Raw genomic sequence first — 24368 nt, forward strand, 5'->3', positions numbered from 1 at the left:
GTCAGCGGCCCCAGCGCAGGCCGGGGGTCTCCACCGGGGCGTCCCAGAGACGGGTGAGCTCGTCGTCCAGCCTGCAGACCGTGATCGAGAAGCCCTGCATGTCGAGGCTGGTGACGTAGTTGCCGACCAGGCTCCGCGCCGCCCTCGCGCCCTTGCCCGCCAGGTAGCCGCTCACCTCGGCGAAGGCGATGTAGAGCTCGATCAACGGGGTGCCGCCCATGCCGTTCACCATGACCAGGTTGTCGCCGGAGACCGGCATGTCCTCGTCGAGGGCGTCCATCGCGGTGTGGACCAGCTCGCGGGCGCCGCGCATGGCCGAGCGGGCCCGGCCGGGCTCGCCGTGGATACCGATGCCCAGCTCGACCTCGGTGTCCTTCAGGTCGAAGGTGGGATTGCCCGCGGCCGGGGTGGTGCAGGCGCTCAGCGCGACGCCGAAGGACCGGCTGCGGGCGTTGACCGCCTCGGCCACCCGGGTGACCTCCGCCAGCGGCGCGCCGGTCTCGGCCATGGCTCCGGCGATCTTCTCCACGAAGAGCGTGGCGCCGGTTCCCCGGCGGCCGGCCGTGTAGAGGGAGTCCTGCACGGCCACGTCGTCGTCGACCAGCACGCTCGCCACCTCCACGCCCTCCTCGGCGCAGAGCTCGGCGGCCATCTCGAAGTTCAGGACGTCGCCGGTGTAGTTCTTCACGATGTGCAGCACTCCCGCGCCGCCGTTCACCGCCTCGCTCGCCGCGATCATCTGGTCGGGCACCGGAGAGGTGAAGATCTCGCCCGGGCAGGCCGCGTCGAGCATGCCGTACCCGACGAAGCCCGCGTGCAGCGGCTCGTGCCCGGAACCCCCGCCGGAGACCAGGCCCACCTTGCCCGGACGCGGCCCCGAGGCGCGCAACACGATCTGGTTGTCCACGTCCACCCGCAGTCCGGGGTGCGCCGCCGCGAGTCCGCGCAGCGCGTCCGTGACGACCGAGTCGACGTCGTTGATGAGCTTCTTCACATCTCAGAGCCCTTCCCCCTCGGCGATGGAGGCAAGCGCGATCAGGGCGATCTCTTCCCCGGAGCGCGCCGCCGCCGTCGAGGATCTCGACGGCGGCGGCGCGCTCACCGTGCGCGGGGCCGGCGACCGGCCGGGCCGGCCGGTCGCCGGCCCGGCTCAGAGGCGGGCGAACCAGTCGAGCGGGAACGGCGGCCGGGCCAGCGGTGCCACCGCGATCCGCATGAGGGCGAGCGGGTTGTCGTCGCCCGCGATGCGGTTGGCGTCGAGGGCTCCGCAGCCCGTGCAGTGGTGGACGAGGGCCCACTCGCCGTTGTGGCGGACGTGGACGGCTATCGGGGTCATCGACGATCCGCAGTCCGCCGCCCTGTCGCCCGGGGTGTCGTCCAGGTGCCTGCTCCACAGGCAGGTCGGGCAGTGGTTGCGGTGCGCCGTGCCCGGCGCGTCGGCGGGGACGTCGAGGCCGCAGTGGACGCAGCGGAAGGAACGGACGCGAGCGCGGTCGCGGGATGGGTGGCGGGGCAAGGAGACTTCCTCAGGGATGATGATGGGCACAGGTCACCGGTGCCTCCGTCACGCCACGTCGTGTGCGCGCGAAGGCCGTTTCGGTGCCCGCGGGCATCAAAATCCCCCCTTTCGAAAGCTCGTCGCGACGATCCGAGTGAAGCGGAGGACGAGAGGGATATCAACGGGTTTTCCTCCTGCGCTCCGCCGGCCGTCGGAGTTCACGCCGGTGGATCTTCGCCCGGGGACGACCACGGCCGGTGACCGCTCGGCACCATCATGGTCGCCGGCCACGTGGTCCCGTGCCCCCTCGCCGTACGGCTTCGCCCGCCCGGGGTTCCGCGGCCGGGCGCGGGGCTTTCCGATGATCATGATCCCCGCGTTCCCGATGTTCCGCGACCCCGGCCTCAAGAGGGGGTCCCCAGATGGCGGAGCACGGACGCGGCCTCCTCGCGGATCCCCCGGTGCGGGTCGTCCCGGGCGAGGGTCTCCAGCCAGGCGAGGGTGAGCGGGTCCTCGTGCGACAGGATGCCGGCGGCCCAGAGCGCGACCCTCCGGACCGGCCAGGCGCTGTCGGCGGTCGCGCGATCCCGCAGCCACGGCAGCGTGGCGGAGTCGGCCGGCCCGGAGAGCCTCACGATCTCCACCACGGTCTCCGCCCGGACGGCCCAGCGCGGGTCGCCGGCGGCGCGCTCACGGAGCCGGGCCGCCGTGCGGTCCGGATCTCCCCGCCCCCACATGCCGGCCCCCTGTACGGCGGCGCGGGCCACGGCCGCGCTGGGGTCGCGCGCGACCCGCTCCCGCAGCCAGGAGATCATCTCCGATGTTCCGCCGACTACCTTGGTGAGCTCCTCCACGGCCCCCTCGCGGACTCTCCAGTGATCGTCGGCGCAGGCCCGGTCACGCAGGAGATTCAGGGTGGCGGCATCGTCGCACCAGCCCCGGGCGAGAGCGCGGAGGGCCGCCAGCCGGACCTGGGCGTGCTCGTCGCGTACGGCCCGCTCGCGCAGCAGCGGGACCGTGGCCGGGTCGTCGGCCCGGCAGGCGGCGATCGTCTCCACCATCGTCCGGCGCACCTGCCAGTGCCCGTCGGAGCGCACCCGCCCGCTGACGAGGAGAAAGGTGCCGGGCTCCTCCGGCCAGGTGCTCCCCAGCGCCGTCAGCGCGGCCAGCCGTACCTGCCAGTGCGGATCCCCGGCCGCGCTCGTCTCCACGGCGGAACGTGCCCGGTCGTCGTCCGGCCAGCCTTCGGCCAGTGCCTGTACGGCCGCCCGCCGGCCCATCCAGTGCTGGTCGGCTCTCGCGTGCTCATGGAGCCGCTCCGGTGTGCCGGGCCCGTCGGGCCAGCCCCAGCCGAGCACGGTGATCGCCGCGGCCCGCACCTCCTCCGCGTCGTCCCCGGCGATCCAGGCGAGCACCCGGGAGCACATGCCGTCGTGGTCGCGCCAGTGGCGCACGGCCGTGTCCACGGCGACGGCGCGGACATCGGGGTCCGGGTCGCCGGAGATCCTGCCGTACAGCCAGGACAGGGTGGCGTCGTCGTCGGCGGCGATCCGGGCCACCTCCCGGACGGCCGCGCCGCGCACCTCCCGGTGAAGGTCGGTCTCGGCCCGGCCTCGCAGCCACGGCGCGGCGTCCGGCTCGTCCGGCCCGATCCGCGCCACCGCCTCGACCGCCGCCCGCCGTACCTTCCAGTCTCCGTCCTGTGCGCTCACCTCCCGCAGCCAGGGGAGGGTCGCCGGATCTCCCGGCCAGATCCGCGCGGCGAGTTCCACGCTCGCCGCGCGGACCCGTTCGTGGACATCGGCCGTCGCGCGACCGCGCACCCACGAGGAGACGCCGGGCCGGTCCGGCCAGCCCAGGGCGACCCGTTCGACGGCCGTGCGGCGGACGTCCTCGTCGGGGTCCGTCAGGGCGCGCCGCCGCAGCCAGGGCAGCGTGTCCGGCTCGTCCGGCCAGATCAGCCCCACGATCTCGACCGCGGCCCTGCGCACCTTCCAGTGGCCGTCCGTGACGGCGATCTCGCTGACCCAGAGCGGCGTCGCGGGGTCGTGGGCCCGGTGCTCGGCCACCGCTTCGACGGCGGCCGCCCGGATGTCCTCGTCTCCTTCGCGGAGCACGCGATCGCGGAGCCACGCGAGAGTCCCGGGATCACCCTGGTATGTCGCGACGACCCTCTGCAGAGCCATGAGGCGGACCTCCCGGTGACCGTCCGCCGTCGCGCGCTCGCGCAGCAGCTCCAGGTCGTCCGTGCCGGGTCTCCAGTTGCTGAGTCTCTGGAAAGCCGCGCGGCGGACCTCCCAGTGGCCGTCCGCCGTCGCGCGCTCGCGCAGCAGCTCCAGGTCGTCCGTGCCGGGTCTCCAGTTGCTGAGTCTCTGGAAAGCCGCGCGGCGGACCTCCCAGTGGCCGTCCGCCGTCGCGCGCTCGCGCAGCAGTGCCCGGTTGTCCTGACTGTGGTGCCAGACGGGGAACGCCTGTGCGGCGGCGCGGCGGACCTCCCAGTGGTCGTCCGTCACCGCGAGCTCGCGCAGCAGCGCGAGGGCCTCGGGGGTGCGCGACCAGGACAGGGCGAGCTGCTGGGCGGCGGTACGGCGGACCTGCCAGTGACCGTCCGACATGGCCTGTCGCACGATCGCGAAGGTGAGAAGGTCCTCCAGCTTCTGCAGGGCGGTCTGGCGGGTCTTCCAGTGACCGCCCGTCACCATGCGTTCGCGCAGCAGCGCCAGGGTGACGGGATCGTCTGGCCGGGCGGTCGCCACGGCCGCCAGCGCCGCCCTGGACGTCGCGTCGTCGCCGGTGTCCGCCAGCTCGCGGAGCCATTCCAGGATCTCCGGGCGGCCACGGTACATCTCGGCGAGCGTGTCCAACGCCGTGGGGCGTACCGGGCCGAAGCCGTGCAGTGCCTGCCGCCGCAGCCAGTCCAGGGTGTCGGGGTGGTCGCGCCGGCTCGCGGCGACGGCCTGGAGCGCGCTTGCCCGCACGTCGCCGTCCGGATCCTTCAGGGCGCGGTCGCGCAGCCAGTCCAGGGTGTCGGGGTGGTCGCGCCGGCTCGCGGCGACGGCTTCGAGCGCGCTTGCCCGCACGTCGCCGTCCGGATCCTTCAGGGCGCGGTCGCGCAGCCAGTCCAGGGTGTCGGGGTGGTCGCGCCGGCCCGCGGCGACGGCCTGGATCGCGCTGGTTCTCACGCCGCTGTGGGGGTCGGCGAGTGCGCGCTCGCGCAGGAGGGGCAGGGTGTCGGGGTGGTCGCGCCAGTTCACGGCGACGGCCTGGAGCGCGATGATCCGCACGTCCTCGTCCGGGTCGCTGAGTGCGCGGACGCGGAGGAGGGGCAGGGTGTCGGGGTGGTCGCGCCAGCCTGAGGCGATGGTCTGGACGGTTGCCTGGCGGACGCTCCAGTTCAGGTCGGTGCGCACGCGGTCGCGCAGGAGGGGCAGGGTGTCGGGGTGGTCGCCCCGGCTCGCGGCGACGGCCTGGATCGCGCTGGTTCTCACGCCGCTGTGGGGGTCGGCGAGTGCGCGCTCGCGCAGGAGGGCCAAGGTGTCGGGGTGGTCGCGCCAGCCTGAGGCGACGGCTTCGACCGCGGCCTTCCGCGTCAGACCGTGCGGATCGGTGAGCGCGCGCTCGCGCAGGAGGGGCAGGGTGTCGGGGTGGTCGCGCCAGCCTGAGGCGATGGTCTGGACGGTTGCCTGGCGGACGCTCCACTCCGGGTCGGTGAGGGCGCTTTCGCGCAGGAGGGGCAGGGTGTCGGGGTGGTCGCGCCAGCCCGCGGCGACGACCTGGAGCACGGTTGTCCGCACGTCTCTGTCCGGGTCGGTGCGCGCGTGTCCGTGCAGGAGGGGCAGGGTGCCGGGGTGGTCGCGCCAGCCGGTGGCGACGGCCTGGAGCGCGGCGGTCCGCACGTCCTCGTCCGGGTCGGTGTGCGCGTGCTCGCGCAGGAGGGGCAGGGTGCCGGGGTGGTGCCGCCAGCCGGTGGCGACGGCCTGGACGGCTGTCCGGCGGACGCTCCAGTCCGGGTCGGTGAGGGCGCTTCCGTGCAGGAGGGGCAGGGTGTCGGGGTGGTCGCGCAGGCTCGCGGCGACGGCCTCCACCGCTGTTTCCCGTATGTCCCTGTCCGGGTCGGTGCGCGCGTGTCCGTGCAGGAGGGCCAGGGTGCCGGGGTGGTCCGGCCGGCCCGCCGCGACGGCGTCGAGCGCTGTCCGGCGGACCTCCTGGTGCGGGTCGGTGAGGGCACCCTCGTAGAGGGGCCTCAGAAGATCGGGACGATCTCCCCAGCCGACGGTGAGCGCCCGGATGGCATCGGCCCGCACCTCGCCGTGCGGGTCGGTGAGGGCGCTTTCGCGCAGGAGGGGCATGGTGCCGGGGTGGTCGCGCCAGCCGGTGGCGATCGCCCGGAGAGCGGCTGAGCGGACCTGCCGCTGCGCGTCGCCGGTGGCGCACGCGCGTAACGTCGTCAGGGCCTCGGGAAGATCCCGCCAGTTGTCGGCGATGGCCTGGAGCGCCGCCGTCCGCACATTCCCACCCGGGTCGGTGAGGGCGCTTTCGCGCAGGAGGGGCAGGGTGCCGGGGTGCTCCCGCCACCCCTGTGCCAGGGCCCGCACCGCCCCGTCGCGCATGCTCGCGCTGACCTCGCCGACGGCCTGCCGCCGGAAGTGCTCCCTGAGGCGGTCGTCGTCCGGGAACAGCGCCGCCACGATCATGGTCGCAATCTCCGTGCCGCCGGACGACATGATGGCTCGCTCCCTGCCGAGGAACCAGCCGAGGTAGCGGTCACGTCCCGGCCATCGGGGCCGGACCGTTCGCAGGAGGGGGATCATCTTGTCGGCGAGGAACCCGTCGACGTCGAAGACGTAGGTGCCCTCCGACTGCTCCAGCCAGGTGATGATCTTGTCGATGACCGCCGCGCCCTGCGGTTCCATGGCCCCCAGGTTGCGCGTCTCGGCGATGCACTCGGCCGCGAGGATCAGGTGGTGGGGCGGGTCCTCGGCCCTCGCGAACGGCCACAGCGGGTTCGCCTCGCGGACGAGATAGTCGACGATCTCGCCGGTGAACCGCTCGTCGATCATCCCGGCCACCAGCAGGAGGACCTCGCGCCACGCCGGATCGTGCCAGTGGCGGCCGAACATCTCCGAGACGAGCTGGTCGGGACTCCACTGGCGCTTGTTCTGGAACCGCCGGACGATCTCGTCCGCGCAGAAGAACTCCAGGAAGGCCCGGTGCACGAATCCGTAGACGCCTCCGCCGTACAGGCTGAGGATGAAGTTGCGCTCCCGGAACTGGTCCAGCATGCCGCGCGCGACGGTCTTCGCCGCCCGAGGGTCGAGCTGGTAGCGGCTGCCCAGGTAGCCGACGAACTCCTCCAGGAGGTCCTCGCGCCGGATGTGGTTGCCGGCCAGCCCCGATCTGCCGCTCTGCATCCGCCAGGCCACCCGGCGCAGCAGTTCCTTCTTGTCCTCGGCGTCGATGTAGCCGGCCGGTATGCGCGCGTCCTCCAGATGCCTGTTGACGTCCCAGTGCTCGACCAGCACGGACGCCGCGTGGACGTACACCGTCCGCCGCTCACGTGGAAGCTCCTGGCGGCGCCCGATGATCGCGAGGATGGTCAGCAGCAGGGGGTTGCCCGCCAGCTCCCGGATGGACGGAGAGTCGGTCATCGCGCGCATCAGCCGGTCCCGCAGATGCCGCGCCTCGTCCTTGCGGTCGCGCATCGCCAGCTCGTACCAGCGCTCGGTGAACTCCCCGATCTGAGCGGTGTCCAGATCCTGGAGCGTGTAGTGCCGGAACCCGGCGTCGTGCAGCTCGGCCCGCCGGTATCCGATGACCCGGCTGGTGACGAGGATCCGCACCTTCGGATATCGCGTGGCGAATCCGGCGATCTGCCGGGTCACCGTCTCCCGCACCTTGGGATCGAACAGCTCGTCCAGCCCGTCGAAGACGACCAGTGCCCGCCCGTCCTCGCGGAGGTAGCGGTCCAGGGGGCGCGCGGGAATGCCGGTCCCCTCGGTCCGGTGCAGGTGCTCCAGGTACTCCAGGAAGGTCTCGCACCGCGACCGGAGATCGGCGTAGGAGCGCAGCTCCACGAGCAGGGGCAGCCATCCCCTCAGCCCGGCCAGGGCCTCCTCCGTCCCGTCACCCATCAGGCCCAGGACCAGATAGCGCGCCAGCGTCGACTTGCCGGCGCCGGGATCGCCGAGCAGCGCGACCAGCCGGTTGCCGGGCTCGCCCAGGACGTCCAGCACCGCGCGCCGGGGAGTCCTGTCGTACGTGGTGCGCGCCTGCGCGATCCTGTCGAGGTCGAGCCCCTCCGGAAGGTCCTTCTCCGAGATCTCCTCGGCGCTCAGCAGCCGCCGCCACAGTTCCTTGGACAGCTCCACGGGAGGCGGATCCGCTCTGACGCTCTGCGGGACGAACATCGACCGGAGGAGGACGGGCAGGTGGGCGTCCTGCTCCGCCGGGGTCAGCACCTCCAGGTCGAGCCGCCGGTAGCGCTGTTCCATCCTCGTGAGGTAGGCCGCCCGCGCCACCGCGAAGGACTCCTCCCCGGCGTCGGGGGCCTCCGTCCCGGTGGCCGGCGAGGTCTGCTGCCCGAGGCATTCGACGAGGGCGTGCAGGACCCGGCCGCTGAGGTCGTCGGCCGAGGCGAACCGGCTGACCATGATGTCGGACGCGAGCAGGCGGGCCCGGAACGCCTCGACCGATGAACGGTCCTGGTCGACGAGCCGCAGGGGGATGGGGGCTTCCTCGTCGAGAAGGAACAGCAGCCTCGGGATTCCCCGGTCGGACGCGGCGAGGAACTCCAGTTCGGTGTAGGAGACATTCGTGCCGGGCACCGGGGATCCGTAGCGGAACCCTATTATTCCAAGGTATAAATCGCACTTTTGAACACGATCGCGACAATAGTCGGCCGGCGTGGTCTCCTGGGCGGGGAAGTACCGCATGTCCACCGGCACCAGGCCCGCCCGCGCCACCGCGTCGATGGCCGACTGCACGAACGACCCTGTGGGCGGATACTCCGCCATGTCCGATGTGTGACTGATGAAGACGCTCGGCACATCCCACAAAATACCCCTCGCCAAGCCCGGGTCATGCATATCCATATGACGAGCCATATCGAGTAAACAAACATTTTCCCCGACGGGAATGTCGTTTCCGCTGCCCGGCCCGGCCGGAGGGTGGAGGTGACGGGGGTCACGGTGGTGTAGGAGGATCTGGCCAGGTCTTCTTCCGATGCTGGAGGCGTCATGTCGGTGTTGCGGAACCTGGTGGAGAGCATCCGGAACGGCGGGATCGAGGTGATCGACCTGACCGCGCCGCTGTCGTCGGAGACGCCGATCCTGCAACTGCCCGAGCCCTTCGGGAACACCGTCCCGTTCACGCTGAAGGAGATCAGCCGCTACGACGACCGCGGGCCCGCCTGGTACTGGAACGACATCTCGACCGGCGAGCACACCGGCACGCACTTCGACGCGCCGGTCCACTGGGTCACCGCCCGGGACGGCGAGGACGTCTCCCAGGTGCCGGTGGACCGGCTGATCGCCCCGGCCGTGGTGCTCGACCTGTCCGCCGAGGCGGGCGAGGACCCCGACTTCCTGCTGGAGATCAAGCACGTCAAGGCCTGGCAGGAGGCCAACGGGCCGCTGCCCGACGGCGGCTGGCTGCTCTACCGCACCGGCTGGGACGCCCGCTCCCACGACCAGGAGCGCTTCCTCAACGCCGACGAGGCCGGCCCGCACACCCCCGGCATCTCGGTGGAGTGCGCCAGGTGGCTGGCTGAGGAGACCCCGATCGCCGGGCTCGGCGTGGAGACAGTGGGCACCGACGCGGGCGCCGCGCACGGCTTCGATCCCGCCTTCCCCTGCCACTCCTTCCTGCTCGGCGCGGGCAAGTACGGTCTGACCCAGCTCCGCAACCTCGACCGGCTCCCGGTCACGGGCGCCGTGGTCGTCGCGCCGCCGCTGCCCATCGTCGGCGGCTCGGGCAGCCCGGTGCGCGTGCTGGCCCTGGTCGAAAGGTGAACGTCGCCGAGGCCGTGGGCCGCGTCCTCGCCTCGCTCGGTGTGGACACCGCCTTCGGCGTGGTCGGCAGCGGCAACTTCCACGTGACCAACGCGCTGGTCGAGCACGGCGTGCGGTTCGTCGCCGCACGCCACGAGGGCGGCGCGGCGACCATGGCCGACGCCTACGCGCGCACCGGCGGCCGGGTCGGCGTGCTCAGCGTCCACCAGGGGCCGGGGCTCACCAACGCGATGACCGGCATCACCGAGGCCGCCAAGAGCCGCACGCCGCTCATCGTGCTGGCCGCCGAGGTGACCGAGCCCCGGTCCAACTTCTTCGTCGACCAGGCCGCCCTCGCCACGGCGGTCGGCGCCGTCCCCCTGCGGATCACCTCCGCCGGGACCGCCGTCGCGGAGACGCTCCAGGCGTTCCACCTGGCCCGCGACGGGCGGCGCACGGTCCTGCTGAACCTCCCGCTGGAGGTCCAGGGCCGGCCCGTCCCCACCCCGCCCGCTCCCGCCTCTCTCGCCTCCGTCCCGGAGCCCTCCGAGCCGGAGGCGAGGGAGGTCGCGCGGCTGGCGGAGCTTCTCGGGGCCGCGCGGCGGCCGGTGTTCGTGGCGGGGCGGGGAGCACGCGCGGCCAGGCTGGAGCTGGAGGAGCTCGCTGAGCGGATCGGGGCGCTGCTCGCCACCTCCGCCGTGGCCAAGGGACTCTTCCGGGGCAGCCCGTGGGATCTGGACGTGAGCGGTGGCTTCGCCTCGCCTCTCACCGCCGAACTCGTCCGCGGCGCCGACGTGATCGTCGGCTGGGGCTGCGCGCTCAACATGTGGACCATGCGCCAGGGCACGCTCATCGGCCCGGAGGCCAAGGTCGCCCAGGTCGACCTGGACGCCGACGCCCTCGGCGCCCACCGGCCGATCGATCTCGGCGTGGTCGGCGACGTCGCCCTCACCGCGCGGTCCGTCACCACCCTGCTCGCCGGGGGCGGGGACGACCTCCGCCAGGCGTCCGCCGCGCGGGACGGGGCAGGCCGGGAGGCTTCTGCCGTACCGGGCGACGGGCCCGGGGCGCCGGACGCGCCGGGTGGGAGCGGTCCCGGCGCGCCGGGTGGCATCGGGTACCGGTCGCGGGTGTTGGCCGAGCGGATCGCCCGCGAGAACCGCTGGCGGGACGTGCCCTATGCCGACGAGGGGGGCGAGGGCCGCATCGACCCCCGCACCCTCACGATCGAGCTGGACGACCTCCTCCCCGCCGAACGCGTCGTCTCCGTCGATTCCGGAAATTTCATGGGATATCCGTCGATGTTCCTCGACGTCCCAGATGAACGCGGTTTCTGCTTCACCCAGGCATTTCAGTCCATCGGCCTCGGCCTGGCCACCGCGATCGGCGCCGCCCTGGCCCAACCGGCCCGACTCGCGGTGGCGGCGCTGGGCGACGGGGGCGCGCTGATGGGCGTCGCCGAGTTGGAGACGGTCGTACGGCTCGGCCTTCCGATGGTGATCGTGGTCTATGACGACGAGGGCTACGGGGCCGAGGTCCACCACTTCGGCCCGGACGGGCACAGCCTGGACACCGTCACCTTCCCGCCCGTCGACATCGCCGCCATAGCCCGGGGTTTCGGCTGCGAGGCGGTGACCGTACGGGGCCGGGAGGACCTCGCCGCGGTGGCCGGATGGCTGGACGGGCCGCGGCACCGGCCGCTGCTGGTCCACGCCAAGGTCAGTGGCGCGCGGGGGTCGTGGTGGCTGGAGGAGGCCTTCCGCGGGCATTGAGTTCTCCGCACCAAGCACGCCGACACGCCGCGACCGGGATCTGACACCGCGTGTCGCGTGGCTGCAAAGGCCGTATCGCGGTAGGGATCGCCTGATCGCCGGAGCTGCGGTTCGCGCACTCGGCGACCAGCGGGGCGGCCTCGCTCAGGCAACGGTGCCCGGCGCCTGGCTACTCCTCGTTATCCGAACTGGCCGGGCTGGTAGTCGCCGCCGGGCTGCCGGGTGATGACGCCCAGGCGGTTGGAGGCGTTGATGAGGGAGACGAGACACGCCAGGGCGGCGAGCCGCTCCTCGTCGTAGTGCTTGGCGGCATTCGCGCAGGCCTCACACCTCGATGCGCTGTCTCGTCGAACCGGGTGAGGGCAGAGCGACCAAGGGAGCGGGCGACACCATGACCAACCCAGCCGGGCCAGGACGCGGCCGACCCGATCCGGGCCTGAGCGCGATCATGAGCGAGCGGCGTCAGCTGATCAATCTCGCGTACCGGCTCCTGGGCTCCCTGGCCGATGCCGAGGATGTCGTACAGGAGACCTGTGGCCCGGCTGGACGGCGTCACCGTGTCGGTGCTGGCGTTCGACGTCGCAGGCGATCGGATCAAGCACGTCTGGGCAGTGCTCAACCCCGACAAGCTCCGGCCCTGGGCGATGTGCTGACGCGCGCCGCTCACCCGGGGACGGCCGAAGCCTGATCACCCGTAACCCCAGCGACCGCGATCCGGCAGTCCTGACAGGTCCGGCTTCTCCTGCGGCTCGGTATTCCCCGAGGGCGACCGGACAGCCCGCACGGTCTGCTCCCGCCGCCGCTGCCGCCGGTCGAATCCCGCCGAAAGGCTGAGGTACGGTTCAGCCATGGCTGAGATCGTGTACCCCCCGGTCATCGGGGCCGCGCGGACCCTGTTCCGCGCGCTGGACCTAAAGATCCGCGTCGAGGGCGCCGAGCGGATCCCGAGAACCGGCGGAGCGGTGCTGGTCAGCAACCACATCAGCTATCTCGACTTCATCTTCGCGGGCCTGGCCGCGCTGCCCGCCAAGCGGCTGGTGCGCTTCATGGCCAAGAAGGAGGTCTTCGACCACAGGATCTCCGGCCCGCTGATGCGCGGCATGCACCACATCCCGGTGGACCGGGCGGCGGGCGCCGCCGCGTTCGGTGCGGCGCTGAAGTCGCTCAAGTCCGGTGAGATCGTGGGCGTGTTCGCCGAGGCCACGATCAGCCAGTCCTTCACGATCAAGGAGATCAAGAACGGTGCGGTCCGGATGGCCGTGGGCGCCAAGGTGCCGATGATCCCGATCGCCCTGTGGGGCACCCAGCGGCTGTGGACCAAGGGGCACCCCAAGAAGCTGCTGCAGCGGCATGTGCCGATCACCATCCTCGTCGGCGAGCCGCTGCACGCCAAGCGCGGCGACGACTACGATGCCGTCACCGCCGACCTGCGCGAGCGCATGTCCGCGCTGCTGGACCGGGCCCAGCGGACCTACCCGGAGATCCCCCCGGGAGCCTGGTGGCAGCCGCGCCATCTGGGCGGCACCGCTCCCACCCCCGAGGAGGCGGAGAAGATGGACGCCGCCGAGGCTGAGGCGAGGGCGGCCCGGCACAAGTCGTGAACAGGTGAGCCGCAAGTGGTGTGCTCCACGCTGTCCCCATGAGTGACGCGTTCGAGAACATCGCCGGCGCCTTCCAGCCCGGACCGACCCCCGGGCCCGGCCGTACACCGGGACCGATCGGCATGACGATCCTGCTGATCTGCTGGGTGGGGCTGGGCCTGATGCCCTTGGTGCTCTCGGTGTCCGATCTCAGGCTCGCCGCAGGCGAGATCGGCACCGCGGGCACCCTCACGGTCGTCTCATGCGAGTCCCTGGGCAAGGGCCGTTACGACTGCAAGGGCAGCTTCGTGCCCGACGGTGGCGGCGCCGTGGTGGCGGTGGCCGCCTCGCCCGACTCCACCGCCGGGGACGTCAAGCGGGCCCAGCTCACCCCCGAGGGCGACCGCGCCGTCCCGAGCGGCACCCCCGGCCTTCTCGCCGCCCTCACCATGCCCTTCCTGGGGGTGGGCGTCCTGGCCTTCCTGCCCTACGTGTTCCTCTACGTCTTCAAGGCGCGGCGGGGCCGCCACGCCGCCGTGGCCTTCGGGGCCCTCCTCACGGCCGTCTCGCTCGCCGGGGTCGTCGTCGGCCTGGTCGCGGCCTACTCCTGACGGCCCGGTCTCCGGGCTGCCCGGCGTTCACAGCCGGTCGGCGAGGAGCTCCAGCAGGGGGAGCGCCTCGGCCAGCCGGCGCCGCTCCTCCTCGTTCACGGTGTCGCCGAGCACGTGGGTGATCCGTGCGGTGACGGCGTGGGTCCGGTCGCCGAGGGCCTGGAGCCCGGCCTCGGTGATCTCGGTGACGACCCTGCGCCTGTCGGCGGGGTCGGGGGCGCGGGCGACCAGGCCGCGCTGGGCGAGAGTGCCGAGGGCGGTGCCGATCGCCTGGGGGGTCACCTGCTCGGAGCCCGCGAGCGCCGCCGAGGTGGACGGCCCCTTCCGATCCAGCCGGGACAGCACGGTGAGCTCGGTGAAGGTGAGACCGCTGGTGTCGTCGACGGTGGCGTAGATCTGCCTGATCCGCCGGGCGAGGCGGCCGACGACGATCCTGAGGTCGCGTGCGGTGTGGTCATGGACCGCGTGCGCGTGGGCCGCGCGGTCATGGACCGTAGAGTCGGGATCCTTCATAAAACCAAGGTTAGCTTTATCAATCCAGCTTTGCTATTTTTTCGGGCACCGACCCGAGAGGATCCCCCTTCCATGTGTCACGACGCCGGCGCCACCCCGCCCATCGAACCCGTCGCCTCCGGCCCGCTCACCCTGACCTCGGCCGACGGCACCCGCTTCGCGGCCTACCTGGCCGTCCCCGAGCGGCCCTCGGGCGCCGGGGTCGTGGTCATCCCCGACAACAGGGGACTGGCGCCCTTCTACGAGCGCCTCGCCGTACGGCTGGCCGAACACGGTCACCCGGCGCTCGCCTATGACCACTTCGGCCGTACGGCGGGCGCCTCCACCGACGGCCGGGATGAGGGCTTCCCCTCCATGGAGCACTTCGCCGGGCTCACCAGGGAGGGGATGCTGGACGACATGTCCGCGGCCGTCGAGCGGCTGCGCGAGTTCGGGGACACGCAGGCGGCCCTGGGTTTCTGCATGGGCGGACGGCTGGCCTTCTTCGCCGCCGAGCCCCGGTTCGGCCTGGCCGGGGTGATCGGTTTCTACGGCCATCCGGGCCTCGCCGCCCCCTACGGTCCCGGGCCCGCCCAGCACGCGGGCGAGCTCGCGGCGCCGATCCTCGGCCTGTTCGGCGGAGCCGACGAGGGCATCCCGGCGAGCGAGGTGGCGGCCTTCGGCGAGGCCCTGACGGCCAACGGCGTGAACCATGAGCTCGTCATCTATCCCGGCGCCCCGCACGGGTTCTTCGACGCCGGGAACGGCGAGCACGCCGAGGCGTGCGCCGACGCCTGGCGTCGCGTCCTCGCCTTCCTCTGACGGCCCCGCACCTCCGCCGGGACCGGCGGGCACCCGGTGCGAGACCCTCGTCGAGCCGCTCGCCCACCACGGCTCCCGCACCGGCGAGGCGCGCGGGCGCGTCGTGGGATGACATCCTGTGGTCTGATCCGCCGTCGCCGGAATCAGACCACGGTCCGATGCGGCCGGGGTGTCCCTTCGGAGATCGTGGCCGGCATGCTGAAGTCAATCGCCATCGTCCTGACCCTGCTGGGCTCGGGCGTGCAAGCACAGCAAGCCGACCCCCTCGACTGGCGTCCCTGCCCGAGTGACAAGGCCGGGATGGAATGCGCCGACCTGCAGGTCCCGGTCAACTGGCAGAGAACCGACAGTCGCAAGATCACGCTGAAACTGGGCCGCCTGAAGGCCACCGGCGCCTCCGAGGGCTCCGTCCTGGTGGCCTACGGCGGCCCGGGCGGGCCGGGGATCGCCCTCACCCAGTCCGGAGCGGGAGGTTGGTGGACCAGGCTCCGCGAGCGCATGGACATCGTCACATGGGACACCCGGGGCTACGGCGAGCAGTTCGGCGGCCTCAGCACGGGCCTGCCGTGCACCTGGACACGGATCCCGCTGGCCGAGTTCCCCGAGGACGACGCCGACTTCGGGCGGCTCGCCGACACCAACCGCGGTTACGCCGAGGCCTGCCGCAACAAGGACCCCGAGTTCTTCGCCAACATGAGCTCGGCCGACAACGCCAGAGACATGGAGGCGATCAGAAAGGCGCTCGGCGGCGCCAGGCTCAACTTCTACGGCGCCTCCTACGCCGGGTTCTACGGGCAGGACTACGCCCGCCTCTTCCCCGGCCAGGTGCGCACGATGGTGCTCGACGGCACGTGGAACCACGGCGCGGCCGACTGGTCCGGCGAACTGGAGGAGATGGCCAGGAGCAACGAGGAGGCCATCGGCCGGTTCTTCGACTGGTGCGCCGCCGGCAAGTGCCGTGACGTGCCCGCGAAGTGGCGCAGGCTGATCGCCGGGGCCGACCGCACGCCGATCCCGGCCAAGCGGGCCGGCATCGCCTACGACGGCCGCGACCTGCGGTCCTTCGTGGTCGGCGCCGCCAAGGAGGGCGTCAAGGCGTGGCCGGAGCTGGCGCGGGACATCCGCGGGGCCGCCGGCGGTGACGCCTCCGGGTTCGTCCCCGAGCGCGGCCTCCGCTACCCCGACCAGTCCACCGGCGTCACCGAGTGCCTCGACTGGCCCCGTCCCGCCGGCCGTGCCGAGCTGGAGTCGACGATCGCCCGGCTGCGCAAGGTCGCGCCCAACGCGGGCACCGCCGACACGCTGGCGACCGCGACCCTCGGCTGCGTCGGCTGGCCGGTACAGGTGACCAACCCGCCGGCCCCGCTGCCGAAGGGCCTGCCGCCGATGCTGGGCGCGGGCGCCTGGGGCGAGTCCGACGCCGTCCGGCGGGTGCTCAAGCAGGTGCCGGGCAGCGTCACCGTCCGCCACGAGGGGCCCGGCCACACGCTCTACGGCTTCAACCCCTGTGCCCGCGACCACATCGACCGCTACTTCACCGACCGCGTGCTGCCCTCGGCGGAGACGGAGTGCTGACGGAGGGCGAGCCCGGCCCGCGGTGAGTGAGGAACGCGGGCCGACCCGCACGTGACAGGACGGAGGGGACGCGCGTTTCCGTCCGGGGGAGGCGGAACGGCGCCCGTCCCGCCGCCTCCCCGGAGAGAGGAGGTGACGGGACGGGCGGGGGCTCCGTCAGCCGCGTACGGTGACCGTCAGGCGCCCCTCGACCGGGGACCGGCCGGGCGCGTTGACCGAGAGCGTTCCCGTGTATGTTCCCGGCCGGTCGAAGGTACGGCCGGACGTGGCGGTGAACGCGTCGTTGATCCGCATGTCGGGGATGCTTGCCTGACGGGGGGTCGTCAACGTGACGTCCTCCCGCATGCCGTCACTCCAGGCGATGGTCGCCGTGAGATCACCGGGCGCGGCTCCCGGAGCGGTGACGGTCCAGGTGGCCCCGGCCGGTTCGCCGCTGTCGACGGCGGCCGGGGTGCCGAGCACGTCCGTCAGCCAGGCGACGTCGGCGGTGGGGAAGAAGTTCGTCCCCTGAACCGTCAGCCTGCCCCCCACCTTGGCCAGGCGCGTTTTGAAGTCGCGGTAGTCGCGCTGCGCCTGCGGGGTCCACCCGACCTCGGCGGTGGCGATGATGCGGGGGAAGCTGTAGTACTGCGCCTGGCCGAGGCGCCGGATGAACTCTCCCCACAGCGCCGACTCGACGCCCAGCACGCTGGACTCGGCGATGTTCGGGATGAACGTCCCCGGGTCCCAGTTGTAGTGGCGGTCCAGTCCGCAGGGCCCGCCGCACGCCCAGGTGCCGCCCTGGGGCTGGCGGGGGTCCTGCTTCTGCGGCACGTAGGTGTGGGCCGCGGGGGAGAGGATGACCTTGGCGCCGCGGTCGCGCACCGCGCCGGCCACGGCGGCCCGGTTCCCGTTCCAGAACTGGACGACGGCCTTGTCCTGCGGGAGCGCGGTCCCGGAGTACTCGTTCCAGCCGACGACGGTCTTGCCCAGGGAGGTGACGGTCCTGGTGAACGCGTCGACCATCGTGGTGTAGCTGGCGTGGCTCGTGACGTGCGCCTCGTCACCGCCGATGTGCAGGTACGGCCCGGGGGTCATCTCGGCGATCTCGGTGAGGACGTGCTCGACGAACTCGTACGTCACGTCGCTGCCCGAGTCGAACGACGAGTAGCCGACCGAGCCGGTGCCGTTGTGCGGCACCGTCGTCTCTCCCGGCTTCGGCCGCGGCTGGGCGCCCGGGGTGTTGAGCTGGGGGATCGCGTGCAGCGCGGCGTTGGTGTGGCCGGGCATGTCGATCTCGGGGATCACCGTCATGCCGTTCTCGCCGGCGTGGCGGACTATCTCGGCGTAGTCGGCCTTCGTGTAGTGGCCGGTGACGCCGAGCTCGGTGCCCATCAGCTGACCGTTGCCGTTATAGGTCATGGCGGTGGCGCCGCTCACCTCGGTGAGCAGGCCGTAGTCGATGCCGGACGGGTTGTCCCGCGGCTCGTCGATCGCGATGCGCCACCCCTGGTCGTCGGTCAGGTGCAGGTGGAGCCGGTTGACCTTGAACTGCGCCGCTGCGTCGATGTAGGCCTTGACCTCGTTCACCGGATAGAAGCTGCGGGCGACGTCGAGCATCATCCCCCGGTGCGCGAAGCGCGGGTAGTCGGTGATCGTCACCGCCGGCACCGTCCACTCGGCGTCGGTGGCGGTGCCGGACTCCACCCACTGCGGGAACAGCTGGCGCAGCGTCTGCACACCGTTGAGCGCGCCGTTGGGCGTGTCGGCGCCGATGCTGATACGACTGGCGGCGACGGTGAGGGTATAGCCCTCGGCCTCATGACCGTCGGGGCCCTTCCCCGGCCCGACCTCGATGACGATCGGCGCCGGTCCCCATCCCCGGCCGACGACGGGCAGGCGGTGCCCGGTCGACGGGCGGAGGACGCCGGCCAGGTATCGCGCCGGCGCCTGGGCGCCGTCGCCGACCGCGACGATCCGCGTGTTCCGGTGGAGGGTGAACGGCGTGGCGTCGTGTTCCTCGACCGACACCGGCTCCGGCACCAGGCCGAGCGTCGGCTCCGGCGGCGCGGGCGGGCGATCCCAGATCTCGAACTCGGAGATGGAGTATCCGTAGGCCGCCCAGCGCTTGCGGCCCTGCATCCGGACGAAGGAGACCGGCTCCTCGGACTTCACCTCGACGACGTCGGTCCTGGGGCAGGTGTCCCGCTGGAGGGCGGCGACGTCGGTCCAGGTGGCGCCGTCAGCCGAGGTCTGCAGGACGAAGTCGCGGGCGCAGGCGTTGGGCCAGGTGAGCGTGACGTGGTCGACCTTGGACGGGCCGGCCAGCTCGATCTGCACCCAGTTGTCGTCCTGGTATTTCGACGACCACCGGGTGCCGGTGTCGCCGTCCTTGACGTGGGCCGCGGCGAAGGTGTCGCGGTCGAGTTCGACGCTGGAGGCGGTGGCCGTGCCCGCGAGGGCCAGGTTGGTCGGGGCCGGCGCGGCGGCGCCCGCCGCCGCCGGGGCATCCGGCGTGATCACCTGTGCGCTGCCGGCTCCCGGTGGGGCCAGCAACGTCATGGCGAGTGCGGCGGACAGGGCAACCGCGATCGAGCGGTGTTTCGACAGTGATGTCCAGCGGTGGGGGGCATCCGACATGGGGCTCCTTCGCGACGTTCGGCCGCTGCCGGTCAGACGTGCTTCCGGTGTGGCACTCGGTTAACGCCAGAGTGTGGATGCCGCGCTTTCTTACGTCAATAGTCCCTACATAAATCGCCGTCGCCCTTGCCCGGGAACTCGGCCGTGACGTCTCCGATGCCGTGGATCGGGGAGTGGCGGTCGAGTGCCACCAGTGCCGCGCCGACCGCCGCCGCTCCCTGGGAGATCCTGGCGGTGCCGAGTTCGAGCCGCCGGTCGCGGATGGACAGCTTTTGCCGGGCGAGTGACGCGCGGACCGGGTCGAGCAGGTGGTCGCCCAGATCGGCCAGCTCGCCGCCGATGACCACCCGGTGAGGGTCGAGCAGGATCGCCACCGTGCCGAGAGCCCGGCCGAGCAGCTCGGCGCTCCAGTCCACCACGTCGCGGACGCTCCGGTCGCCGCGGTCCAGTGCCGCGACCAGGCCGGCGACGTCGGCGACGTCCGGCGCGACGGCCCTGACGCGCCCCAGCACCGCGTCGATCGAGAGATACTGCTCAAGGCAGCCCCTGCCGCCGCACCAGCACGGCGGGCCGCTCGGTTCGACGCTGACGTGGCCGATCTCCCCGGCCGTGCCCGAGGCCCCGCGGGCGAGCGTGCCGTTGATCACCACGCCGCTGCCGACGCCGTGGGACAGGGCGATGTAGACCAGGTCCGCGCAGGCCGGCGACTCGACCGTGTATCTCTCCGCGACGGCGGCGAGCCGGATGTTGTTATCCCAGGTCACCGGCACGTCGAGCGTTCCGCCCAGACGTTCGGCGAGGTCGGTGACGACGAGATCGCCCGCCGGGTCGCCCCCGCCGGCACGGGGATCGGGGTGGTGCCCCCACAGTCCCAGCCCGGCCGCCGCGAGCCCTTCGAGTGCGAGTCGCCGCCCGGCCGCGACCCTCTTCAGGAGCGATAAGGCGGCGTCCATCCGGACGGAGAGCCCGCTCTCCATCCCGATGGGCTCGGTGACGTGGGCGAGCACCGTGCGGGCGATGTCGGCCACCGCGACGCTGACGTGGCCGCGGCCCAGCTCCACGCCGACGGCGGCGGCCGCGTGCGGGTTGAGCCGGACCAGCGTCGTCGGCCGGCCCCGGCCCGGCGCCGGCCGCTGGGCGTCGTCGGCCACCGCGCGGCGCCGGACGAGGTCGGCGACGATGGCCGACATCGTGGTCCGAGAGAGCCCGGTGGCGTTCTCGAGCTCCCGGCGCGAACAGGGTCCGCGCTCGACCAGGATGGCCAGCACCCGTAGTTCGTGCTGCCGGCGTAGATTGCGGAGCACGCCGTCGTTGCTCACCGGGCTCGTCCTTTCGCGTCCAGACGGGCCTCCGATTCTGCCCTCTGCCGTACCGTCGTGCGGAGACCCGCGAGCAGCGGGGAAGAATTTATGTCAAGCCTCTTGACGAGAATAGGTGGTGCCTCCGGGCTGCGGCAACGGCCGCGGCCGTGAGCCGGCGACCGGCCCGGTACGGGGTGCCCGATCCCGCGCCCGGTGTCCCGGATCCGCCGTGAGCGATCGAGGCCGCCGGGCCGGTCCCGCCGGGCCGGGGCCGGGAGCGTGAGGTCGTGACCACTTTCCGTCGGCATACTCTTTGGGGCGAAACGGAAGGAAGACGCATGACCGAACACTGCTGCATGCCCGGCCGTACCTCGGGAGGAGCTCGGGCGTCGGCCGCGGAGCCCGCGCGGAGGCGGGCGAGCGGGCTGGTCCGGCTGGAGGGCGGGACATTCCGGATGGGGACCGACGACCGGGACGGCTTCCCCTCCGACGGGGAGGGGCCGGTCAGGGCGGTGACGCTCCGGCCGTTCCGGCTGGCGTCCACGGCGGTGACCAACGCGCGCTTCGCCGCCTTCGTGAAGGCGACCGGCTACGAGACGGACGCCGAGCGGTTCGGCTGGTCCTACGTCTTCCACCTCCTCGTGCCGGAGGCGATGCGCGCCTCCGCGCCCTCGCCCGCCGCCACCCCCTGGTGGCTGGGGATCGAGGGCGCCGCCTGGCACGCGCCCGAAGGGCCGGGCAGTACGGTCGCCGACCGCCAGGACCATCCTGTCGTGCACGTTTCCTGGCAGGACGCGCAGGCCTACTGCGCCTGGTCGGGTGGCAGGCTGCCGACGGAGGCCGAGTGGGAGTACGCCGCGCGCGGCGGGCTGGACCAGGCGCGCTACCCGTGGGGTGACGAGCTGACCCCGCGTGGCGGGCACCGCTGCAACATCTGGCAGGGCCGCTTCCCCGTCCACAACACCGAGGAGGACGGCCACCTCGCCACCGCACCGGTGAAGGCCTACCGGCCCAACGGCTACGGCCTGCACAACATGGTCGGCAACGTCTGGGAGTGGTGCGCCGACTGGTTCGCCGTCGACCACCTCGCCCGGCCGCTGGAGGACCCGCGCGGCCCGGACGACGGAGAGAGCCGGGTGCTGCGGGGCGGCTCCTACCTGTGCCACGACTCCTACTGCAACCGCTACCGCGTCGCCGCGAGGAGTTCCAACACCCCGGACAGCAGCTCGGGCAACACCGGTTTCCGGCTCGCGGCGGATATTTAATCCGAAGAGTTGACGATATTTACCGATCTCGTCATGATGCTCCCATGGACAAGCCCGCCGACGCGCTGCAGAGACTCCGCCGCGTGCACGAGGACGCCGCTGTCGCCGTACTGCGCTCGGCCGGGGCGCTGAGCCGCGCCGAGCTGACCCAGCGTACCGGGCTCTCCCGGACCACCCTGTTCTCGATCATCTCCGAGCTGATCGAGCGCGACGCCGTCGTGGAGGTCGAGGCGCTGCCCGCCGAGCCGCGCGGGCGCGGGCGCCCCGCCGCGCTCATCGCCCTCAACCCCAGCGCCGGCCTGCTGATAGGGCTCGACGTGGGCCGCAGGCGGGTCCGCCTGGCCATCGCCAACGTCGCGCACGAGATCATCGCGACCGGGATGGCGGACATCCCGGCCGGCGCGGACGCGCCGGCGCAGGCCGAGGCGGCCGTACGGCTGGTCCGGCGGGTGGGGGAGGAGCACGGGATACGGCTCGGCGCGCTGGAGGCGATCGGCCTCGGGCTCGTCGGCATCGTGGACGACCCCTCCCTGCCCGCCAGCGCCGTCCCCGCCCAGCACGCCCCGGTCGCGCGACGGCTGGCCGAGGAGTTCGGGGTGCGGGTCGCGGTCGACAACAACGCGAGGCTGGCCGCGCTGGCGGAGAACACCTGGGGCGCGGCCCGCTCGGTCGGCGACCTGGTCTACGTCCGCTGGTCGGTCGGTGTGGGCGGTGGTTTCGTGGTGGGCGGGCGGCTGCTGCGCGGGGCGCACGGCGCGGCCGGCGAGCTCGGCCACGTCTCCCTCGATCCCGAGGGGCCTCCCTGCCACTGCGGTGGCCGGGGCTGCCTGGAGCGGCGCATCGGCAGCCAGGCGCTGCTGGAGGTCTGCGCGGCGCGCGGCATCGTGCTGACCGGCCTCGACGCGCTGGTCGCCGCGGCCCAGGACCGGGTGCCGGGGGTCTGCGAGGTGATCTCGGCGGCCGCCGCCGACCTGGGCCGGATCCTGGCCGACACCGTCGTCCAGCTCGACCCCGAACGCGTCGTCGTGGGCGGTGAGTTCGCCTCGCTGGGCAGCCTGGTGCTCGATCCGATCCGCGAGGCGATCGACGGGCTGGCGCTGCCGAAGATCCGGCGCCGCATCGGGGTGACCCCCGCCGACCTCGGCGTGAACGCCTCGGCCATGGGGGCGATCGCCTTCCTGCTGAACGAGGAGCCGGCGATCCCGGGACACCTGCGTCCCTGACTTTCCGCAGGCCTCCGGAGAAATTTAACACCGCAAATAGGCGTATACCCTGCGATAACGATCAATAGCACCCTCTTGCGGACGATGTCGACGAGCATTAATGTCAACCCTCAGGAAAAATAGCGATCGGAGAACGAGTGTCCACACGCAACGTCCTGTTCCTGATGACCGACCAGCATCGGGTCGACACACTGGGGTGCTACGGCAACCCGGTGGTGCGCACTCCCGCGCTGGACGGCCTGGCGGCCGAGGGCACCCGGTTCGATCGCTTCTACACGCCCACCGCGATCTGCACCCCGGCGCGGGCCTCCTTGTTCACCGGCCTGCATCCCTTCCGGCACGGCCTGCTGGTCAACCCCGAGCGCAACGGCGGCGCCCGCGACGAGGTCGACGACGCCCACCCGATCCTGTCGGCGCCGCTGCTTGAGGCGGGCTACAACATGGGCCACGTCGGCAAGTGGCACATCGGGCGCGAGCGGGGCCCCGAGTTCTACACGATGGACGGCGAGCACCTGCCCGGCGCGCTCAACCCCTTCCACCATCCCTCCTACGAGCGGTGGCTCAAGGAGAACGGCCACCCGCCGTTCGCGGTGCGCGAGGCGGTCTTCGGCAAGGCGCCCAACGACTCCGGGCGCGGCCACCTGATCGCGGGGCGCCTCCAGCAGCCCGCCGAGGCCACGATGGAGGCGTTCCTGACCGAGCGGACCCTGGAGCTCCTCGAAGGCTACGCCCGAGACTTCCACGACAGCGGCAAACGGTTCATGCTCTCCTGCCACTGGTACGGCCCGCATCTGCCGTACCTCATCCCGGACGAGTACTACGACATGTACGACCCGGAGCAGGTGCCGCTGCCGGCCTCGATGGCCGAGACCTTCGCCGGCAAGCCCGACGTCCAGCGCCGCTACGCCGAGTACTGGTCGGCCGACCACTTCGACGCCGACGCCTGGCGCAAGCTGATCGCGGTCTACTGGGGCTACGTCACGATGATCGACGACCAGATCGGCCGCCTGCTCGCCGCGCTGCGCGAGCACGGCCTCTGGGACGACACGGCCGTGGTCTTCACCGCCGACCACGGCGAGTTCACCGGCGCCCACCGGCTCAACGACAAGGGCCCGGCGATGTACGAGGACATCTACCGCATCCCCGGCATCGTCCGCGTCCCCGGCGCCCCGGCCGGGGTCGTCGACGAGTTCGCCACGCTGATCGACCTCAACCCCACGATCCTCGGCCTGGCCGGGCTGCCGCCCCGCGAGCCCTGCGACGGGGAGAGCCTGCTGCCGCTGATCGAGGATGAGGATCCCGCGTGGCGGCAGGAGGTGGTCACCGAGTTCCACGGCCACCACTTCCCCTACTCCCAGCGGATGATCCGCGACCGGCGCCACAAGCTGGTCTTCAACCCCGAGAGCGTGAACGAGCTCTACGACCTGGAGACCGACCCGCACGAACTGCACAACGTCCACTCCGCCCCCGCCTACGCCGGGGTGCGGCGCGACCTCACCGGGCGGCTCTACCGCGAGCTGCTGCGGCGCGGCGATCCCGCCTACACCTGGATGAGCTACATGGCCGACATCGACGGCGACCGGGCCGCCGACGTCGACGGCGTGGCCGGCGAGGTGGCCTGA

General features: G+C 72.3%; 16 protein-coding genes and 2 pseudogenes. 11 read left to right on the plus strand and 7 right to left on the minus strand.

Going from position 1 to position 24368, the window contains the following annotated elements:
* Nucleotide 1: 1 nt before the first annotated feature.
* The 4 genes and pseudogenes from dhaK to SROS_RS54410 form a co-directional block, all read right to left on the minus strand.
* Entirely contained in the window at nt 2-994 is a 993-nt protein-coding gene (gene dhaK, locus SROS_RS14765; RefSeq protein WP_012889745.1) for a dihydroxyacetone kinase subunit DhaK, read from the minus strand.
* A 156-nt stretch (nt 995-1150) separates the two neighbouring features.
* Nucleotides 1151-1516 (minus strand): RNHCP domain-containing protein, encoded by a 366-nt coding sequence (locus tag SROS_RS14770; protein WP_043652036.1) that lies wholly within the window; start codon nt 1514-1516, stop codon nt 1151-1153.
* 386 nt (nt 1517-1902) lie between these two features.
* Nucleotides 1903-8322, minus strand: coding sequence for a HEAT repeat domain-containing protein (locus SROS_RS45955; protein ID WP_052316938.1), 6420 nt, complete (start codon nt 8320-8322; stop codon nt 1903-1905).
* A gap of 12 nt (nt 8323-8334) precedes the next feature.
* Nucleotides 8335-8601: pseudogene (locus tag SROS_RS54410) on the minus strand (DUF4062 domain-containing protein); the annotation flags it as partial.
* Nucleotides 8602-8733: 132 nt separating this feature from the next.
* Between SROS_RS54410 and SROS_RS14780 the strand changes: the two are divergent.
* The 6 genes and pseudogenes from SROS_RS14780 to SROS_RS14795 all read left to right on the plus strand — a co-directional run bounded on the left by SROS_RS14780 (nt 8734) and on the right by SROS_RS14795 (nt 13449).
* Complete coding sequence (locus SROS_RS14780; RefSeq protein WP_012889748.1) at nt 8734-9507, plus strand: cyclase family protein; 774 nt, start codon at nt 8734-8736, stop codon at nt 9505-9507.
* The gene (locus SROS_RS14785; protein ID WP_012889749.1) at nt 9504-11258 is read left to right on the plus strand and encodes a thiamine pyrophosphate-binding protein; all 1755 of its coding nucleotides are present in this window, start codon (nt 9504-9506) and stop codon (nt 11256-11258) included. The genes SROS_RS14780 and SROS_RS14785 overlap by 4 nt, the downstream gene beginning before the upstream one ends.
* 448 nt (nt 11259-11706) lie before the next feature.
* A pseudogene (locus tag SROS_RS52925) lies at nt 11707-11754 on the plus strand (hypothetical protein); the annotation flags it as partial.
* A gap of 19 nt (nt 11755-11773) precedes the next feature.
* Entirely contained in the window at nt 11774-11911 is a 138-nt protein-coding gene (locus SROS_RS52130; RefSeq protein WP_218920210.1) for a hypothetical protein, read from the plus strand.
* A gap of 195 nt (nt 11912-12106) precedes the next feature.
* Nucleotides 12107-12859 carry a lysophospholipid acyltransferase family protein gene (locus tag SROS_RS14790; RefSeq protein ID WP_012889750.1) on the plus strand — a complete coding sequence of 251 codons (753 nt, stop codon included), beginning with the start codon at nt 12107-12109 and terminating at the stop codon, nt 12857-12859.
* A 38-nt stretch (nt 12860-12897) separates the two neighbouring features.
* Entirely contained in the window at nt 12898-13449 is a 552-nt protein-coding gene (locus SROS_RS14795) for a hypothetical protein (protein ID WP_012889751.1), read from the plus strand.
* Between the two features lie 27 nt (nt 13450-13476).
* On the opposite strand, the gene SROS_RS14800 is transcribed toward SROS_RS14795, so the two are convergent.
* Nucleotides 13477-13962, minus strand: coding sequence for a MarR family winged helix-turn-helix transcriptional regulator (locus tag SROS_RS14800; RefSeq protein ID WP_012889752.1), 486 nt, complete (start codon nt 13960-13962; stop codon nt 13477-13479).
* A 72-nt stretch (nt 13963-14034) separates the two neighbouring features.
* On the opposite strand from SROS_RS14800, the gene SROS_RS14805 reads away from it, so the two are divergent.
* Both SROS_RS14805 and SROS_RS14810 read left to right on the plus strand, forming a co-directional pair.
* A complete protein-coding gene (locus SROS_RS14805; RefSeq protein ID WP_012889753.1) occupies nt 14035-14763 on the plus strand; it encodes a dienelactone hydrolase family protein in 729 nt (242 codons plus the stop codon).
* A gap of 195 nt (nt 14764-14958) precedes the next feature.
* A complete protein-coding gene (locus tag SROS_RS14810) occupies nt 14959-16338 on the plus strand; it encodes an alpha/beta hydrolase (RefSeq protein ID WP_012889754.1) in 1380 nt (459 codons plus the stop codon).
* 156 nt (nt 16339-16494) lie between these two features.
* Here the strand turns inward: SROS_RS14810 and SROS_RS45960 are convergent, their stop codons facing one another.
* Complete coding sequence (locus SROS_RS45960; RefSeq protein ID WP_012889755.1) at nt 16495-18957, minus strand: family 20 glycosylhydrolase; 2463 nt, start codon at nt 18955-18957, stop codon at nt 16495-16497.
* Nucleotides 18958-19052: 95 nt separating this feature from the next.
* Complete coding sequence (locus SROS_RS14820) at nt 19053-20276, minus strand: ROK family transcriptional regulator (RefSeq protein WP_012889756.1); 1224 nt, start codon at nt 20274-20276, stop codon at nt 19053-19055.
* A 320-nt stretch (nt 20277-20596) separates the two neighbouring features.
* On the opposite strand from SROS_RS14820, the gene SROS_RS14825 reads away from it, so the two are divergent.
* From SROS_RS14825 to SROS_RS14835, 3 genes are all read left to right on the plus strand, one after another.
* Entirely contained in the window at nt 20597-21523 is a 927-nt protein-coding gene (locus SROS_RS14825) for a formylglycine-generating enzyme family protein (protein ID WP_012889757.1), read from the plus strand.
* A 44-nt stretch (nt 21524-21567) separates the two neighbouring features.
* Entirely contained in the window at nt 21568-22746 is a 1179-nt protein-coding gene (locus SROS_RS14830) for an ROK family protein (RefSeq protein ID WP_012889758.1), read from the plus strand.
* A gap of 137 nt (nt 22747-22883) precedes the next feature.
* A complete protein-coding gene (locus SROS_RS14835; RefSeq protein WP_012889759.1) occupies nt 22884-24368 on the plus strand; it encodes a sulfatase family protein in 1485 nt (494 codons plus the stop codon).

Source organism: Streptosporangium roseum DSM 43021 (genome assembly GCF_000024865.1).
GTDB classification, from domain to species: Bacteria; Actinomycetota; Actinomycetes; order Streptosporangiales; family Streptosporangiaceae; genus Streptosporangium; species Streptosporangium roseum.

Excerpts from the sequence above, each read along its gene's own strand:
- SROS_RS14790 (WP_012889750.1), top strand. The coding sequence starts at position 12,107 with ATGGCTGAGATCGTGTACCCCCCGGTCATCGGGGCCGCGCGGACCCTG.
- SROS_RS14825 (WP_012889757.1), top strand. The coding sequence starts at position 20,597 with ATGACCGAACACTGCTGCATGCCCGGCCGTACCTCGGGAGGAGCTCGG.
- SROS_RS45960 (WP_012889755.1), bottom strand. The coding sequence starts at position 18,957 with ATGTCGGATGCCCCCCACCGCTGGACATCACTGTCGAAACACCGCTCG.
- SROS_RS14795 (WP_012889751.1), top strand. The coding sequence starts at position 12,898 with ATGAGTGACGCGTTCGAGAACATCGCCGGCGCCTTCCAGCCCGGACCG.
- SROS_RS14780 (WP_012889748.1), top strand. The coding sequence starts at position 8,734 with ATGTCGGTGTTGCGGAACCTGGTGGAGAGCATCCGGAACGGCGGGATC.
- SROS_RS14830 (WP_012889758.1), top strand. The coding sequence starts at position 21,568 with ATGGACAAGCCCGCCGACGCGCTGCAGAGACTCCGCCGCGTGCACGAG.
- SROS_RS14805 (WP_012889753.1), top strand. The coding sequence starts at position 14,035 with ATGTGTCACGACGCCGGCGCCACCCCGCCCATCGAACCCGTCGCCTCC.
- SROS_RS14810 (WP_012889754.1), top strand. The coding sequence starts at position 14,959 with ATGCTGAAGTCAATCGCCATCGTCCTGACCCTGCTGGGCTCGGGCGTG.
- SROS_RS14800 (WP_012889752.1), bottom strand. The coding sequence starts at position 13,962 with ATGAAGGATCCCGACTCTACGGTCCATGACCGCGCGGCCCACGCGCAC.
- SROS_RS52130 (WP_218920210.1), top strand. The coding sequence starts at position 11,774 with ATGTCGTACAGGAGACCTGTGGCCCGGCTGGACGGCGTCACCGTGTCG.